Source organism: Pectinatus haikarae, from assembly GCF_050916305.1.
GTDB lineage: Bacteria > Bacillota > Negativicutes > Selenomonadales > Selenomonadaceae > Pectinatus > Pectinatus haikarae.
In genome coordinates, this window is record NZ_CP116940.1 from 2,196,767 (window position 1) to 2,214,904 (window position 18,138).

At 40.8% G+C, this 18,138-nt stretch carries 12 protein-coding genes and 1 CRISPR repeat array; of the genes, 9 read left to right on the plus strand and 3 right to left on the minus strand.

What is annotated here, in order from left to right; all coding sequences use genetic code 11:
- Positions 1 to 75: 75 nt before the first annotated feature.
- Genes NXG61_RS10680 through NXG61_RS10690 form a run of 3 tightly spaced genes read right to left on the minus strand, consistent with a single transcriptional unit; the run spans position 76 to position 3,402 of the window.
- Complete coding sequence (locus NXG61_RS10680) at positions 76 to 1,029, minus strand: TIGR01212 family radical SAM protein (protein WP_307224774.1); 954 nt, start codon at positions 1,027 to 1,029, stop codon at positions 76 to 78.
- Positions 1,029 to 2,768: a B12-binding domain-containing radical SAM protein gene (locus tag NXG61_RS10685; protein WP_307224771.1), complete on the minus strand. Its 1,740-nt coding sequence runs from the start codon at positions 2,766 to 2,768 to the stop codon at positions 1,029 to 1,031. Before NXG61_RS10685 ends, NXG61_RS10680 begins: the two co-directional genes overlap by 1 nt.
- A gap of 22 nt (positions 2,769 to 2,790) precedes the next feature.
- A complete protein-coding gene (locus NXG61_RS10690) occupies positions 2,791 to 3,402 on the minus strand; it encodes a phospholipase D family protein (RefSeq protein ID WP_196603938.1) in 612 nt (203 codons plus the stop codon).
- A gap of 200 nt (positions 3,403 to 3,602) precedes the next feature.
- Between NXG61_RS10690 and cas3 the strand changes: the two genes are divergently transcribed.
- From cas3 to NXG61_RS10735, 9 genes are all read left to right on the plus strand, one after another.
- Positions 3,603 to 6,074, plus strand: a complete 2,472-nt coding sequence (gene cas3 / locus NXG61_RS10695; protein ID WP_307224769.1) for a CRISPR-associated helicase Cas3' — start codon at positions 3,603 to 3,605, stop codon at positions 6,072 to 6,074.
- Between the two features lie 12 nt (positions 6,075 to 6,086).
- Positions 6,087 to 6,806, plus strand: coding sequence for a type I-C CRISPR-associated protein Cas5c (gene cas5c / locus NXG61_RS10700; RefSeq protein WP_196603936.1), 720 nt, complete (start codon positions 6,087 to 6,089; stop codon positions 6,804 to 6,806).
- A complete protein-coding gene (gene cas8c, locus NXG61_RS10705; RefSeq protein ID WP_196603935.1) occupies positions 6,803 to 8,809 on the plus strand; it encodes a type I-C CRISPR-associated protein Cas8c/Csd1 in 2,007 nt (668 codons plus the stop codon). Before cas5c ends, cas8c begins: the two co-directional genes overlap by 4 nt.
- Positions 8,790 to 9,698 carry a type I-C CRISPR-associated protein Cas7/Csd2 gene (gene cas7c / locus NXG61_RS10710; protein ID WP_196603934.1) on the plus strand — a complete coding sequence of 303 codons (909 nt, stop codon included), beginning with the start codon at positions 8,790 to 8,792 and terminating at the stop codon, positions 9,696 to 9,698. Before cas8c ends, cas7c begins: the two co-directional genes overlap by 20 nt.
- Positions 9,685 to 10,344: a CRISPR-associated protein Cas4 gene (gene cas4, locus NXG61_RS10715; RefSeq protein WP_307224766.1), complete on the plus strand. Its 660-nt coding sequence runs from the start codon at positions 9,685 to 9,687 to the stop codon at positions 10,342 to 10,344. Before cas7c ends, cas4 begins: the two co-directional genes overlap by 14 nt.
- A complete protein-coding gene (gene cas1c / locus NXG61_RS10720) occupies positions 10,341 to 11,372 on the plus strand; it encodes a type I-C CRISPR-associated endonuclease Cas1c (RefSeq protein WP_307224764.1) in 1,032 nt (343 codons plus the stop codon). Before cas4 ends, cas1c begins: the two co-directional genes overlap by 4 nt.
- Positions 11,373 to 11,381: 9 nt before the next feature.
- Entirely contained in the window at positions 11,382 to 11,672 is a 291-nt protein-coding gene (cas2, locus tag NXG61_RS10725; protein ID WP_196603932.1) for a CRISPR-associated endonuclease Cas2, read from the plus strand.
- 225 nt (positions 11,673 to 11,897) lie between these two features.
- Positions 11,898 to 15,836: a CRISPR direct-repeat array (repeat unit 32 nt; unit sequence GTCGCACCCTTCATGGGTGCGTGGATTGAAAC).
- 236 nt (positions 15,837 to 16,072) lie between these two features.
- Entirely contained in the window at positions 16,073 to 17,734 is a 1,662-nt protein-coding gene (locus tag NXG61_RS10730) for a DUF4127 family protein (RefSeq protein WP_432748919.1), read from the plus strand.
- Positions 17,735 to 17,761: 27 nt separating this feature from the next.
- On the plus strand, positions 17,762 to 18,127 hold the full coding sequence (locus NXG61_RS10735) for a YkvA family protein (RefSeq protein ID WP_307224761.1): 366 nt from the start codon (positions 17,762 to 17,764) through the stop codon (positions 18,125 to 18,127).
- Positions 18,128 to 18,138: the final 11 nt, after the last annotated feature.

Below are 18,138 nucleotides of genomic sequence, written 5' to 3' on the forward strand. Positions count from 1 at the left end.
CCTTGTATCTATGATTGAATATACACTACGAATAAGAATAACATACGATTATAATACACCTTTTTAAAATTATTATCAATTATAACTGTTAAATTTTTTTAGAGCAGAACCGTTAAGGTAATTACAGAGTTTACCCTGATATAAATTATTTTTTTCCATATATGAAATTATTTCATCACGTATTTTCCACCAGCCGGTGTGCCAGTTCGAAAAAAGTGTGTTCTTTTCAGGCGCGCGACCGATTAATCTCTGCAAAACAATGGAAGGTGAAAGGTACTGCAAAAAACATTCAACACGTTCTTTATATTCTTCTAGAGAAATCAAATTTATTTTTCCGTTCAGATAATCTTCGCTCATTTGAGTATTTTTTACTATATAAAGAGCATGAAGTTTAACCTGATCAATTTGCAGGGCAGACATCATCTTGGCATTTTCTATCACGTCCGTCATATCATCCCAGGGCAGGTTCAGTATAATATGTGCGCAGGTCTGCATATCATACTGCTTTATTCTCATTACCGCATCAATGAATTCAGCAAGTGTGTGACCGCGGTTTATTTTCTGCAAAGAATGATAATTGACTGTTTGCAGGCCCAGTTCAATGCAGATGTCTATATTTCGACGTTTTTTTATTTCACTGAGACGCGCCAGATAATATTCACTTATGCAGTCAGGACGGGTAGCTATGTAAAGAGCGACAACATCATCATCCTGCACAGCTTCATTTGTATATTTCTCCAGCTGTTCTGCCGGCAGATATGTATTGCTGAAATTCTGCATATAGGGTATGAATTTTTTTGCCTTATATTTGGGGATGATGTGAGCTTTATTGCTGGCAAGCTGCTGCGCAATGGACATGGAAGCAGGCAGATTTTCATAACCTGCTCCTATAGCACCGCAGAATGTACAGCCGTTTGTTCCGCATGTCCCGTCACGATTAGGGCAGGTAACGGGAAGAGCGAGAGGAAGCTTATAGACTTTTTCACCATAGCGCTGCTTCAGATAGTCGGAAAATGCATAGTAAACCATTATAATAAGTCACCTTTATCTATTGAAATTTTTTTTACACGATCCTCGCCGTAAATAAATAAGACTATGCAATGGCTCTGTTTGATGGAATGCTGATTTATAAAAACAGGAATATCAATAGAAAAATGTTCTATATGATAACTATTTTTTATTGTACGCCTGCTGATAAATTCATAACCGGGAATATATTTTTGGACTACGGCAGAATTTTTCCAAAAAGTTTCTATTTCTTTGCTGTGTTCTTTTTCACTCCAATTCAGAAAGTCTGCTTTGAATCTGCCATGATCGGAACAAATCGCGTCCAGTTTCATAAGCTCGAATAAAATTTCTATACTTACTTTTGGAAGAGAATTGACGAAGCCGGCCAAATAAGCATAAAGTGATTTTGGTGAATGTGCGGCTTTGCCCAACCCCTTATTATACCAAAACAAAGCGAATTTAGAAAAGAAAGAAAAAGCATCATTGCTGAAACCGTTTATAAGATAATTCAAGCTGTTTGGAAAACGGCCTGAATTGTAATAAAGTTCAAATACGTCAACAAAGATACGCAAAGTACGCATCTCTTCAGCAGATATATACGAGTTGGCAAGCACCTGGTAAGGAGCAGTATCCATAAAAGAATACTTGTGTGCGTCAACTAAATGTTCCATTGCAGATCCCTTGAGAAGTTTTAAAAAACCTACCTGCAGCATATCAGGATGCAGGGCGTACATATCATTGAAGGATTTGGTAAGCGAAGTTACATCTTCATATGGGAGCCCTATTATCAAGTCGGTGTGAACATGAATATTGCCAAAGGACAGTATACTCTTTATGTTTGTTGATATTTTCTGCCAGTTATTATGGCGGCTTACGTGCTGCAATGTCAGAGGATTAGTGGATTGAATGCCGATTTCCAGCTGCACGCGTCCCGGCGGCATTTTCCGGAGTAAAATCAAAACGTCATCATCAATATAATCAATAGCTGTTTCAAAATGGAAATTTGTGCGGCAATTTTGTTTGCTGATAAATTCAAGAATCGGTAAAAAGTGTTTTTTATCAGCATTGAATGTTCTGTCGACAAATTTTATCTGGCGGACGTTATGCCTGACAAAAAAAGCAAGCTCAGGCAATACTTTATCCAGAGAACGGTAGCGTACACCTTTTGTAGCACAGGACAGACAATATTTGCAGGAAAACGGGCAGCCTCGGGAGCTTTCGTAATATATTATCCGATTGTCAAGCGTTTTAATATCCTCGTCCGCATAAGGAAAAGGCAATTTATCCATATCTGCAAAAACTACAGGGAGGCTTGTTTCAATACCGTTTAATGTTTTCTGCGCCAATCCGGGAATATCGGTCGTGTTTTTTCCGGCAATAAGGCGGCACAGTAATTCATGCAGTGTTTCTTCTCCTTCTCCCCGGATCACATAGTCGATTGCAGGGAGCTGTTCCATCATTTCTTTCGTACCATAAGAGATTTCGGGCCCGCCGCAGATTATTATCACATGCGGCAGCAGCTTTTTGATTAACGGCAGCAGTTCTTTGATCAATTCTATGTTCCATATATAGCATTCTACACCCAAAATATCGGGCCTTTTGTCAAAAATTTGGTCAGCTATATCCAGAAGATGATTATTTATTGTAAACTCGCATAGTTCTATGTTTAAGGGAAGATCGCTGCAGCAGCTTTTCAGATAACGCATGGAAAGGGAAGAATGTATATATTTAGCATTTATGGCCGTTAATAAAAGTTTCATCAGAAGCCTCTCTTCTTTATATTCAGGAATTGTAATTCTGGGCGGCATCCCAGCGCCAGAGCCAGTTTTTCAAATAAAGTGCGGTCAACTCTTTGTTTCCGTGAATGATTAAGAGATTTTCTGCATTTTTTTCTTCCGCCGACTTAGTAAAATTAAATGAACCGGTAATGACAGTTTGGTCATCGATAATCATTATTTTGCTGTGAGCTATCTGAAAATCATTATCTATTTTGACGGGGATGGAGTTGTCGGCAAAAAATTTTGCTGAGGAATATTTGTCAGTACGCTGGCTTTTATCAAGAATGACTTTTACGTCTATGCCACGTTTTTTTGCGTTCAACAGAGATCTGGCTATCTGACTGTTGGTAAAAATGTAAGCCTGAACATTGATTGAAGTTTTTGCTTTGTTTATCGTCTTTATCACAGCTTCAGCCGCCCCGCCGCCCGGGCTGAATGCTACCTCAATGGTACCCGTTCCTTCTACTGTATTGGGCTGGCTCAGCTCTGTCGGCAGGACAGCAGAATTTCCGGCAGATACCTTTTTAGCCGGAGTATTTTTTTGAATGCAGCCGGTGATAAAGCCTGCGGCAAATATAAGACAGATCGAAAAAACAATAAGACTTTTCTTCAGCATGAAAACTCATCCTTTATAAATTGTGTTTCTATATATTATAATATCTGCCGGACTTATGCAAAAGAAATGTTTTTGAAAGTAATTTTTTAATTTAAAAGGAGTTTTAATAGCAGATATAAAATTTATATGATAAACATTATAATGCTGATTTTTGGATAAAAAGATTTGATTCATTTTGAAAAATAATTATAGAGGTAATAATGGAAAGTATTGCACATATTAGAAATGAAAATAATGAGATTCAGAGTGTACGTGAGCACAGTTTGAATACGGCAGATTTTGCCGAATATTTTGCTGCAAATCTGGGGCTGTCAATGACAGGCAGGCTTATGGGCATACTGCATGATATGGGGAAATTATGCGAAAGCTTTCGTGCATATATTATTGCCAGTCACGAAAATACCACATCATTAAAAAGTGGGCAAAAGATAGATCATTCAACAGCCGCGGCAAAATATATATATGCTAAGTATCATAACGGTTCAGATGAAGAAAGCTTAGCCAGTGAATGGCTGTCCATGGCACTCCTTTCGCATCATACCGGTTTGGAAAATTTCATAGGGCAGAACGGGTCATCTCACTTCTTGGATCGTGTACTGAATAAAGATTTACCGTATTATGATGAAGTATTGAGTAATTTTTTCAAAGAGATAATTTCGAAAGAAGAATTCAAGGATTTATTCCAAAATGCTGCACATGAGATAGCCGCGTTAAATAATAAAATCACGGGTTTTGCCGATGACGAAACAGATGAAGCACGTCAGGGTGAAGTATATTATTTTTATACAGGTATGGCGATAAAAATGATATTTAGTATGCTGATTGACGCGGATCGCCTGGATACAGCGAATTTTATGGCAGAAAAGCATTTTGAACGTTCTTGGGATCTTGAAAACATATGGAAAGAATTTGCTGCGCGGTTGCAAGTACACCTTGATGCTATCCCCAGGGAAACTGATCTCAAAAAACAGCAGATCGTCAAGGCGCGGCAGAAGATCAGTGATGACTGCTTTGCTTTTGCCGTACATGAACCGGGGATTTATAAGCTGAGTGTACCTACAGGCAGTGGAAAAACCCTGGCCAGTATGCGCTTTGCCTTAGAACATGCGCATAAATGGCATAAAAAGCGTATTCTGGTTGTAATACCGTATACTTCAATTATAGATCAAAACGCGCGGGAGATACGAAACATTTTTGCGATGGATGATGCGATTATTGAACATCATTCAAATGTAATAGAAAATATCGATCTTAATAAATCCAATGAAGATAAAATTGTCATAAATGAAGACGACGGATATTCTGATCAGGCAGAGTTGCGGCGTTCCATGACAGAGCGATGGGATGTACCCGTAATTTTTACGACACAGGTGCAGCTGCTGAACACATTATTTGCCGGAGGGACAAAATCAATCAGACGGCTGCATGCATTAGAGGACAGTATTATTATTTTTGATGAGATACAGACACTGCCGGTCAAGTGTAGTTTTTTGTTCAATGAAGCTTTAAATTTTTTAAATCGGTTTTGTAATACCACAGTGGTACTTTGTACAGCTACACAGCCTGAACTTGGTAATATAGAAATTCCAATACACTATTCCAAGCCACCGGAAATGGTTGATAATTTAGATAGTATTTTTGCTGCTTTTAAGCGGGTACGATTAGAGAATATCTGTGTTCCCGGAGGTCATGAGATAGGGGAAATAGCTGCTATGATCTGGCAGGACACACTTGAGCGCGGGACAGTGCTGTGTATAGCCAATACTACTTCTATGGCAAGGCTGCTTTATGAACATCTGCAAAAGCACGCAGAAGAAAGTGAAGAGACGATACTGCTTGTCCATCTGAGCACAAAAATGTGTCCGGCTCATCGAAAATTGCTCTTGGATAAATTGCGTAAAGCTCTGAACTCACCCGACCATTTTAAAGTGATTTGTGTAAGTACGCAGCTCATAGAAGCCGGTGTGGACATCTCCTTTAGTACAGTGTATCGGGCGTTGGCAGGCTTTTCTTCGATCGCACAAGCGGCAGGACGATGTAATCGCCATGGTGAAAGCTCATATGGTGTCGTTAAAATATTTAATATTCAGGGTGAACAGCTCCTTTATTTAGAGGATATCCGAAAAGGTGCACAAGCCGCTATGGATTTACTGCAGCGAATAAAAGCCGAAGACATTTTATCACCTGAAATAATGAAGCAATATTTCGCGGCATATTATCATAGCAGAGAAGAACAGCTGCGCTATCGTTTAAAATCCGGCCAAAATTTATATGATGCCCTATCTTTCAACAATGCCGGAAAGAATAATTGCCTCGAAGAAAAATATAGGACTGAATACCTTTGTAATATGCAGGCTTTCCGTGATGCCGGCAGAGCATTTCAGGTAATTGATACACAGACTATAGGTGTGTTGGTGCCATACGGTGAGAAAGGTCATAAATTGGCAGTGTCGATGAACAGCCAATTTTATGATAAGGCAGAATTTTATAATAAGCTGAAAGAAGCCCAGCAATATATGGTTAATTTGTTTTCGTATGAATTAAGGCATCTGGCAGATTGCGGAGCAATCGGACAGACCGAGTACGGTGTGCTTATTTTGCGTGATGAATTCTACGATGAAGGAATCGGCGTAAAACTGGAAATGCAGAAAAATGATTTTATTTCTATTTAAGGAGGTGAGAAAATGCGCAATGAAATTCAGTTTAAAGTTTATGGACGTATGGCATTATTTACAGATCCGCTTACTAAAGTCGGAGGAGAAAAGGCTTCTTACGCAGTCCCTACGTATCAGGCTATAAAAGGAATTACGGAAAGCATATACTGGAAGCCTACCATTATTTGGTATATTGATGAAATCAGAATAATGAATGAGATATGTACTCAATCTCGTGGTGTTAAACCACTCAAATACAATGAGGCGGGCAATGATCTGGCAATTTATAAATATCTGAGTGATGTAGAATACGAGGTGAAGGCTCATCTTGAATTTAATCTGCACCGTACGGATATGGCACAGGATCGCAACGAAAATAAGCATCACAATATTGCTAAACGTATGGTTGAGCATGGCGGGCGCAGAGATATCTTTCTTGGAACACGTGAATGTCAGGGATATGTGGAACCTGTGTCATACGGTGTTAAGAAAAGCTTTTATGAAGAAAAGGGAAGCATTCCTTTGGGAACAATGTTTCATGGCTTCAACTATATCGACGAAACTGGCGGAGCTTTACTGCAGGTGCGACTGTGGCAGGCTGTTATGGAAGATGGGATCATCCATTTCCCACGACCGGAAAAATGTACTATAGTAAAGAATATACGTAAAACGGCAGTAAAGCATTTTGATAAAAACAATGTACGATTTGTTGATGAGGAATATGCTGATATGGAAGGAGGCAGATTATGAGCTGGATGAACGAACTGGTTAAAACTTATGATGATAATGCTGCATTCGCTGGTTCATATAATGTGCAGGGGAAAAGATTTGTCCTGCCCCCGATCGGGCATATGGTCCAAAATGCTCAAATTGAAGTTACAGTGGATGCAGCCGGAAAGCTTTGTCGGGCAGAAACAATCATCAAGGAAGAACAGCCGACACTTATTCCTTGCACATTGGATTCTGCATCTCGAACATCAAAGCCCGCACCACATCCACTGCATGATAATCTGCATTATATTGCCAGAGATTTCGATCAGTATAGTAAAAAAACATCTAAAAAAGATGAAAAACCATACACATTGTATTTGAAATTATTGGAGTCATGGGTTACTTCTCCTTATACGCATCCTAAAATACAGGCAGTATATAAGTATATATCAGAGCACGATCTCATAAATGATTTGCTAGAACAAAAAATACTTTACAAAGATGATACCGGCAATATTATGCAAAAGTGGCCATACAAGGATTTAGAAAAACCACCGATTTTTCAGGTTGTCCCCGGCGATATACTGAAGGCTTTTGTCCGCTTTCGTGTACTGATAGAGGGTGACACTGAACCGGATCTGTGGAAGGATATGGGTTTGCAGCGGCTATATATCAAATTTAGCAATGAGTATCTTATGAACAAAAAAGACATTTGTTTTGTCACGGGCAGATCAATGTTTTGTGCAGAAAAACATAATAAGGGGATACGCTTTCCCGGTGACGGTGCAAAGCTTATTTCCAGTAACGATAATGCTGGATTCACCTTTCGCGGACGTTTTGAAACAGGTGCAGAGTGTGTAACAGTAGGATACGAAACTTCACAAAAAGCAATGAATACGCTTAACTGGCTTATTCGTAATCAGGGAAGTAATATTAATGGACGAATATTTCTTGCCTGGGGGAGAAAGGAACTACCGCAGATTTTTACAGATACGGAAAGACTGCTTTCTCGCAGGAAATACAGCGGTACCCAAAAATATTCAGACACGATGAAGGGGTTTGCTGAGAAACTCAATGCGGAACTTGCCGGTTATAAAAGCGAACTTCCCGAAGTGGAAAGAGTCAATATCATGGTGCTTGATGCTGCCACACCAGGACGGCTTTCCATCTGCTTATATTATGAAATGGCTCAAAATGACTTCATTCAGCGTATACAAGAATGGCATATCGCAGGGGCATGGAGACAAAATAAATATGACAGCGAAACAAAAAAAAGAATGAGGTATATAGGTGTGCCTCTGCCAAAACAGCTGGTACAGGCCTCTTACGGAGATAATACTAGTGAAAGCAAGATGAAAATGTCGGTAGAACGACTGTTTTTCTGTATTATTCAAGGCAAAATCATACCGCTGGATATGATGCGTTCTGCTGTTAACCGTGTACTAAAACGTTCTGTTATGGCGGTGAGTGATGAATATTATAACTGGCAGCAGCTGATACAGGCTGCCTGTACAATGATACGTAATCGCAGCTGGTATGAGTCAAAAAATAAAACAACAGGGTCAGATAATATCGAAATAGAAAGGACGGGATATACAATGGCATTGGATACCGAAAACCGGGACAGATCGTATCTTTATGGAAGATTGCTGGCCGTAGCAGATAAAATTGAAAGATCAACCTTTGAAAAGAATAATGAACGATTGACGAACGCATTAAAATATATGAGTGCATTTGCCGAAAATCCGTTTAAAATATGGAAAACAATACGGATGAAGCTGATCCCTTATCAAGAAAAAGCTTTGCGTTATAATAAGCGTGATATACGACTGCTGCATGAAATTGCAGATTTATTTGATCCTAATGAATTTGCAGCAAATGAACCGCTAAACAGCAAATTCTTATTAGGCTTTGATTGCCAAAGCTATGTATTTGATAAAGAACGTGAAGCAAATATATTGGCAAAGCAGCAGAAAAATGCACAGTCATCGAATATAAACATTGTAAAAGGAGAGAATGATAATGGGGATATTAACAAATAAAATTGATTTTATTGGATTTATCACAGTACAGAGAGCAAATCCGAACGGAGACCCAATCAATGGTAATCAGCCCCGTACTAATTACGATAATTATGGGGAGATTTCGGATGTATGCATCAAGCGAAAAGTACGTAACCGCCTGCAGGATATGAAAGAAAAAATCGTTGTTATGTCTGATGAGCGCAATGATGATGGCTATGACAGTATTCGTTCGCGCGTGGAAGGTAATCCGACAATGGAAAAAATTTTAAAAATGAAAGAAAAAGAAGCAAACCGTACGAGACTTTTTGCCGATGAAGCATGCAAGATATGGATAGATGTGCGGGCTTTCGGGCAAGTGTTTGCTCTAAAGAAAGGGACGAATGTCGATGCTGTATCGGTCGGTGTACGCGGACCGGTATCTATACACACGGCAGTCAGCCTGGACCCGGTACTTACGACAAGTATGCAGATCACCAAAAGCGTCAATGGAGAACCTGGCGATAAGAAGGGTTCTGATACCATGGGTATGAAGCATCGAGTTGAGTTTGGCTTGTATAAGCTTGTGGGCAGCATAAATGTGCAGTTGGCTGAAAAAACAGGATTTAGTGAAGCAGATGCCGAAAAAATAAAAAAAGCACTCGTTACATTATTTGAAAATGACGCTTCGTCTGCACGTCCAGAAGGCAGTATTGAAATGTCCAGATTTTATTGGATACAGCATGATAATAAGACTGGGAGATTGTCCTCAGCAAAAGTTCATAGGAGTATGTATACAGAAAAGAAAGATAATGTAGAATTACCGAGAAAATTTGAAGACTATATTATCAATGATGAATTCCTGCGCAAAACAGATGGAATTACAATTGAGATGTATGAAGATGGCATGCTAAAAAATGATGGTTTATGAAGAAGATAAGTATCTCCAAATAGCTGAAATTCAACATTTTGCCTATTGTCCGCGGCAATGGGCAATTGCCTATTTGGAAAACCAGTGGCAGGAGAATGTTTTAACTGTAGAGGGACATGCATTGCATGACAGGGCACATGATGAAAGCATAAAGGAAAAACGCAAAAATTGCATTACAGTCCGCGGCATGCCAGTCATGTCGCGTGAACTGGGTATTTGTGGCACCTGTGATGTGGTTGAGTTCATAGCTGATAAAACAGGGATATCAATTCCGTCTTATCAGGGGAAATATCGGATTGTACCAATAGAGTATAAACGCGGACGGCCAAAAGAAGGCGAAGAAGATTTGCTGCAGCTGACAGTACAGTCTATGTGTCTGGAAGAAATGCTGGCGGTGGATATTCCCGTTGGATTCTTCTATTATGCTGAGATTCGTCGTCGTATGAAAGTTTTATTCGATGAGACAATAAAAGAACATGTTCGCGAGATGCTGCGGCAAATGAGGGACTATCTTAAACGCAGCTATACGCCACTGGTAAAGAAACGAAAGGGATGTGCAAATTGCTCAGTAAAGGATATCTGTATACCTAAATTGAACAAAAAGAAATCAGCTCAATTTTATATGAAAAGGAGGCTGGAGGAATGAAGCCTCTCTTAAACACACTTTTTGTGAACCAGGATACAGCATATTTATCACTTGATGGAGAGAATATTGTAGTATTAAAAGATGATAAAATACTGGGGCGATTTCCCTTGCATAATTTTGAACAAATCACTACTTTCGGTTATATTGGGGCTAGTCCGGCATTAATGAAAAAATGTGCAGAAAAAAATATTGCTTTGAATTTTATGACGCCAGAAGGCCGTTTTATGGCAAGGGTAATCGGAAAAACAAATGGAAATGTGCTGCTGCGCAAGGAACAGTACAGATGGTCAGATAGTGAGGATAACAGCCTGAATCTGGCAAAATGCTTTATCGCAGGAAAGTTGTATAATAGTAAATGGGTTTTGGAACGGACTAAGCGAGACCATCCCATGCGGGTAGCTGTCGATAAATTACAAAAGGCCATCGATCATATACAAGAACAAATGCAGCATATATTAGCGGCAAAAGATATGGACGAATTACGGGGAATAGAGGGCAAAGCAGCAGTTCTTTATTTTTCTGTTTTTGATGACATGATTCTCAATCAAAAAGAAAATTTTTTCTTTAAGGAAAGAAATAAAAGGCCACCGTTAGATAATATGAACTGTTTACTATCCTTCATTTATGCGCTTTTGGCAAATGATATTGCAAGTGCTTTAGAAGGTGTCGGACTTGATTCATATGTTGGTTTTCTTCATCGTGACAGACCGGGACGTCAGTCTTTAGCCTTTGATATGATGGAAGAGTTTCGTCCAATTTTAGCAGATAGAGTAGCAGTAACCATGGTAAATAGGAAAAAAATTACTGAAAATGGCTTTATACAAAAAGAAAATGGTGCTGTTCTGATGACAGACGATGCACGGAAGCTAGTACTTGAAGCATGGCATACACATAAAGAAGAACAGATAACACATCCTTTTTTAGAAGAAAAAATAAAATGGGGACTGGTTCCGCATGTACAGGCAATTTTGCTTGCTAGGTGTATTCGTAATGACCTGGATACTTATCCACCATTTCTATGGAAGTAGGTAATAGTTATGTTTGTCTTAATCACATACGATATTTCTACTGTAGATGAGAAAGGTAAAAGACGCTTGCGCAAAGTAGCTAAGATATGTGTAAATTTTGGACAAAGAGTACAAAATTCTGTGTTTGAATGTAAAATTGACCCCGCGCAGTGCAAAAAAATCGAAATTGATCTCGAAAAAATTATAGACCCCAAGCAGGATAGTTTACGATTTTACTATTTGGGTAGTTCAAAAGGAGCAAAAGTGAAACATATAGGAGTTAGAGTCTCTTATGATATTGAAGGCCCTATTATTATTTAGTGCGAAAGGTAAGTAAACAGAAAAAACGCATGCTTTTTAAGCATAAAAATGAATTTTAGATTCTATAAAATTCATTTTCAAAACTATATTACGAATTTAAAGGATTATATCCGATAAATTCGGGTAAAAAAGCTGATTATTTAAATTTTTCTTGTAGTATCTCGTATATACTAATTATAGATTAGTTTGTTATAATTAAAAAAGATAATAATCGATTTTTTTGCTGTCGCACCCTTCATGGGTGCGTGGATTGAAACAAAAATTAACTGATGTCAAGCAATTCTATAAAAAGTCGCACCCTTCATGGGTGCGTGGATTGAAACATCCCAATACCCCCAAACAACGTATAACATGAGTAGTCGCACCCTTCATGGGTGCGTGGATTGAAACAGGCTATGCTAATGATGCTCATGAAGCAGGTATTGTCGCACCCTTCATGGGTGCGTGGATTGAAACTTGCCCGCTTGCTGGTAAATCAATTGTTACGGTCAGGTCGCACCCTTCATGGGTGCGTGGATTGAAACGCTTCACCGCTTGAACCGCTCATAGTGAGTTCTGTCGCACCCTTCATGGGTGCGTGGATTGAAACCCTGATATCACAGATGAATTGATACAAAAAAACTAGTCGCACCCTTCATGGGTGCGTGGATTGAAACGCCTCGTCGAAGTCGCTATACATAGTTTCCTCAAGTCGCACCCTTCATGGGTGCGTGGATTGAAACTTGCATGAGCTACATATGAGGATGCAGGTGCTGTTAGTCGCACCCTTCATGGGTGCGTGGATTGAAACACGATAATCAATGATCGTGTCAATATCACTCCGTAGTCGCACCCTTCATGGGTGCGTGGATTGAAACCGGATAATATAAAACATTGCGAATGGGCTGGAAAGTCGCACCCTTCATGGGTGCGTGGATTGAAACATAATTGATTCCGACCGTAAAGGCTTATCGTGGCGTCGCACCCTTCATGGGTGCGTGGATTGAAACTTGCGGGAATAGTTGATTTAAATGAAAGGTTATCGTCGCACCCTTCATGGGTGCGTGGATTGAAACGTCTGGTTGAGTCATGCATATTCACCTGCCCCTTGTCGCACCCTTCATGGGTGCGTGGATTGAAACGTCAGTTATATATCCTTCTGGGGTCATGACTGAAGTCGCACCCTTCATGGGTGCGTGGATTGAAACGTAATGCGGAGGGGTATAATAATCTAAAACAAAAGTCGCACCCTTCATGGGTGCGTGGATTGAAACGTACTAATAATAGCACGCATCTTATTCAGCAGGCGTCGCACCCTTCATGGGTGCGTGGATTGAAACTTCATACTAGACGTGTCGCAGAGGTACTGAATTAGAGTCGCACCCTTCATGGGTGCGTGGATTGAAACGTTCTTGCCTATCAGCCAGCCTTTACTCTCGTAAGTCGCACCCTTCATGGGTGCGTGGATTGAAACAAGAAATATTTAATACTATACCAATAATGGTTACGTCGCACCCTTCATGGGTGCGTGGATTGAAACATACCGCGGTGTTGGTCTGCTCTGGCTGATATTGTCGCACCCTTCATGGGTGCGTGGATTGAAACATTTCCGAGTATGCAAAACTTACAATTGCGTGGGCGTCGCACCCTTCATGGGTGCGTGGATTGAAACACTAAAAACATAAGTAGTTACATGATTTGTTGTACGTCGCACCCTTCATGGGTGCGTGGATTGAAACCAGTAAAAAGAAACATGCCGCTGCAGAGGATGGAGTCGCACCCTTCATGGGTGCGTGGATTGAAACGCCGGATGCATTCTGATTGCGGCGGTCATAATGATGTCGCACCCTTCATGGGTGCGTGGATTGAAACGTGCCGAATGAATCAACTGGTGAAAAAATAATCAAGTCGCACCCTTCATGGGTGCGTGGATTGAAACTTTCATTTTTCATGTTTTTTTGTCCTATTCTCTGTGTCGCACCCTTCATGGGTGCGTGGATTGAAACGCGTCGAGCGCATAAACGGAATTTTGAACTAATGTCGCACCCTTCATGGGTGCGTGGATTGAAACGCGTATTCTGATGCTAGTAACCAGTCGTCAAAAGTCGCACCCTTCATGGGTGCGTGGATTGAAACGACTCCATCATGTGGACGAAGCGATCAGCTTCATCGTCGCACCCTTCATGGGTGCGTGGATTGAAACTAACACCCGCGAAGGTGATTATTATTCGGCCACTGGTCGCACCCTTCATGGGTGCGTGGATTGAAACGCTAAAATCCTGAACTTAGAAATTCTATCTAAAGTCGCACCCTTCATGGGTGCGTGGATTGAAACGAAAAATGAATATAACAAAATCATACTTAAGAGTCGCACCCTTCATGGGTGCGTGGATTGAAACACCGCTGAGGGCAAACGCGATGATACTGTACCGGAGTCGCACCCTTCATGGGTGCGTGGATTGAAACGTCAGAGGGGCAAGCATAAGCGGAGAATCTGGCGTCGCACCCTTCATGGGTGCGTGGATTGAAACGTCATACTTGATGCTAAAGGAGCGTGCTTATCGGCGTCGCACCCTTCATGGGTGCGTGGATTGAAACGACTATCTGGTGGCGAAAGGCATACCCCTTAAAGTCGCACCCTTCATGGGTGCGTGGATTGAAACGACTATCTGGTGGCGAAAGGCATACCCCTTAAAGGTCGCACCCTTCATGGGTGCGTGGATTGAAACTTACGATCAATTAAATAACTGTCAAACTCTTGAGTCGCACCCTTCATGGGTGCGTGGATTGAAACCCAGTATCCATGCATACCGCCCCGGCGTAAAATCAGTCGCACCCTTCATGGGTGCGTGGATTGAAACGCTTGTCAATTGTGTCAACCATAAACTACGGATGAGTCGCACCCTTCATGGGTGCGTGGATTGAAACATACTTTACGTTGATCCCTACTATTATTTTCCCTAGTCGCACCCTTCATGGGTGCGTGGATTGAAACGTTATCTGGCATGATACTGTCATATGGGGCGATAGTCGCACCCTTCATGGGTGCGTGGATTGAAACACGTGAGTGGGACCCAGACAGAGAACGGCATACGTCGCACCCTTCATGGGTGCGTGGATTGAAACACCGAATGCTTCAGAGTCCTCAAACCAGGTGGGTTGTCGCACCCTTCATGGGTGCGTGGATTGAAACATCAGCCAGTGCAGTCCGGCAGATGATACGCAGCACGTCGCACCCTTCATGGGTGCGTGGATTGAAACATTCCACCTATTAAAATAGCCGCTATCAATTAAGTCGCACCCTTCATGGGTGCGTGGATTGAAACGCAACATGCCATTCCTTAATGATATATATGACATGGTCGCACCCTTCATGGGTGCGTGGATTGAAACGGCTCTTCTTATAGCAAAAGGACTTGGCGGCAAGGTCGCACCCTTCATGGGTGCGTGGATTGAAACATTTTGCAGGTGTAGCAGTTGCATCAGTCACTAGGTCGCACCCTTCATGGGTGCGTGGATTGAAACCATTAATTTCCTTTCTTAGAAGTAATGTACTTCTCGTCGCACCCTTCATGGGTGCGTGGATTGAAACGGTATGATGTTGCAAATTTTACGCAGAAAAAACAGTCGCACCCTTCATGGGTGCGTGGATTGAAACAGTCTTATTCTTGCCGATATCTTTGACGCAGTGCGTCGCACCCTTCATGGGTGCGTGGATTGAAACATCACCTTGTCGTCATTATTCTTATACCGTCTAGTCGCACCCTTCATGGGTGCGTGGATTGAAACAAGTATTGGTGGGGAAACGGTGAGAACTGTGGGTGTCGCACCCTTCATGGGTGCGTGGATTGAAACTATATCGAAAACAAGTTAGTATCAAACTTATGCGTGTCGCACCCTTCATGGGTGCGTGGATTGAAACAGTAACTTTTTTAGCCCATATACGGAATGGTCTTGTCGCACCCTTCATGGGTGCGTGGATTGAAACGCCCTTATTGTCTGCAGCCAAAACAATATTTGTGTCGCACCCTTCATGGGTGCGTGGATTGAAACATATAGGTTCCCGGTAATCGGCAGGTGCAGCAGCCGTCGCACCCTTCATGGGTGCGTGGATTGAAACGACCGTGATAAAGGATTATGTATAATTTGCGGAGTCGCACCCTTCATGGGTGCGTGGATTGAAACGCAAGGAATGATATGCCTGCTGGCAGCGTAATGGTCACACCCTTATGGGCGCGTGGATTGAAACACTTATAGAGGGATGCATGAAAGCCATTATTGAAGTTTTTTTACATGAAGTGTCGCACTTTATTTAACAATTCTCCGTATATATTCTGTCAAATTTTAAGCAACTGATTTATTTTTGGTATATTTTATGGTATTCTTAATAACTAAGAGAATATAGTATTGAGGTGGATTTTTTGGGTTATTATTTATCTGTACTGAAATATCCCAGTTGGAAAAAGATACTTGCGATGGTAATGCTATCGTTGTTTGTATTAAATTTGCAAAGTGTGCCGGCAGCGGCAAAGAAGGTAAAAGCTAAGGTAATCTTATATGTTCCTCATGATAATCGTCCGATATCGGACAAACAAACTGTGGCAGTAGCTGAAAAGGCAGGGGTAGTTATCAAGGTTCCTCCTGAGCAATTATTGGGAACTCGCACTTCACCGGGAGATCCAGATGGTTTATATCAATGGGTAATGAATAATGCACAGGATGCGGATGCTGCTGTTATTTCTTCTGATGCGCTTTTATATGGGAGCTTGGTAGCTTCTCGTAAGCATAGTTTTGATAGGACCGATATCTTGAAAAGGACGGATTACTTTATTTCTATTCATAAAAAGTATCCTAAACTTCCGGTATATGTTTTTTCTTCTATTATGCGCACACCTAAAAATGCTGCTGCATCAGGGACAGAAGAGCCTTCATATTATCAAACGTATGGCGATTATATTTTCCAGTATACGGCATTGCTGGATAAAAATATTTCTCAGGGACTTACAAGTAACGAAGAAGATCAGATGGTTCAGCTACGTCAGCATATACCGCTAAATGTGATTGATGATTGGATGGGCAGGCGTCGCAAAAATTTTGATGCCAATAAAGTCTTAGTTGAATTGACACGCAATAATATAATCAACTATTTAGTTGTGGGGTGCGATGATAATGCACCGTTTTCTCAAACGCATAATGAGCGTGTTGTACTCAGTCAGTCTGCACAAGGAATGTCAAGCAGCAATTTTCGCATTGTTGCAGGTGTGGATGAGATGGGGCTTCTTCTTATAACAAGAGCTATAAATAAGATCTATAGCTATGAGCCTGTTGTGGCAATTGGTTATGCCAGCGGATATGGTGGCGCTACTATTCCTTCTTATTCGGATGAGCCAATAGATAATTCTGTTCGTTCGGAGATAGATTTGGCAGGGGGGCGCCCTACAACATCAGCAAAGGGAGCGTCAATGATATTGCTGGTAAATACAAATGTCAGTGGTATGACATATGAAGCAGGTGAAAATCTCAATTCAATTTATCCGCGGGCTAATACGAATTCCTTTGTCAATATGATCGAGCATTATCTGGGAGATAAAACGCCTGTTGCTATTGGGGATATTGCATTTGCCAATGGTGCGGACAATGCACTCATGCACAATTTACTGCAGAGAAATCTTTTGTTTAAGCTGACTTCGTATGCTGGTTGGAACACAGCGACTAACAGCACCGGCTGGTCAGTCGGACAGGGATTGTTATCATTGCATATGACTGACGAAAATAAAAATATGCTTTTATTGACCAGATATGTTGATGACTGGTTTTATCAGGCTAATGTGCGGCAGGCTGTTGCAAGAAAGCTGAATATATTTCCGGGCAGGGGCTCAAAGCTTTCTCTCGGTGATAAACTTGAGCCTGCGCAGATTGATGCAGAGCAAATGACACAAAATTTATTTGACAAATACATACCTTTTTTAAATATTAAAGCAGTAAAGGTGAATTTTCCATGGAATAGATTATTTGAATCCGACATTCAAATATCGCAAAACCCTAATGAATTTGTGGAAAAATTTTTTAGAAATTATAAATAAGTTTCATTTATATTTAAGGAAAGCAAAATGCGATTATCTTTTGTTTTTAAAAAATGCGGATATAATTTATTGGTGCTGTTATTGGCAGTACTTAATAAAACTACGCCAAAATATCAAAAAGGACTTATCGTTTTTGCTGTAATATATTTGTTCAGTCCCATAGATTTGATACCGGATAGTGTACCAATTGCAGGCTTTTTTGATGATGCAGTATTGGGCTCAGCAATATTAACGGCTGTTATAAAGTTACTGCCGGAAAATGTGAAACAAATATGCAGATGCAGGGCTGATTCAATAATAAAAAAAGCACCTATTGTGCTGGCTGTTATGGCAGTTATTTCAGTTATCATATTTTTGCTTATAGCTGAAACAGTGTGGAAATATTTCAGATGAACAGGAGCGTT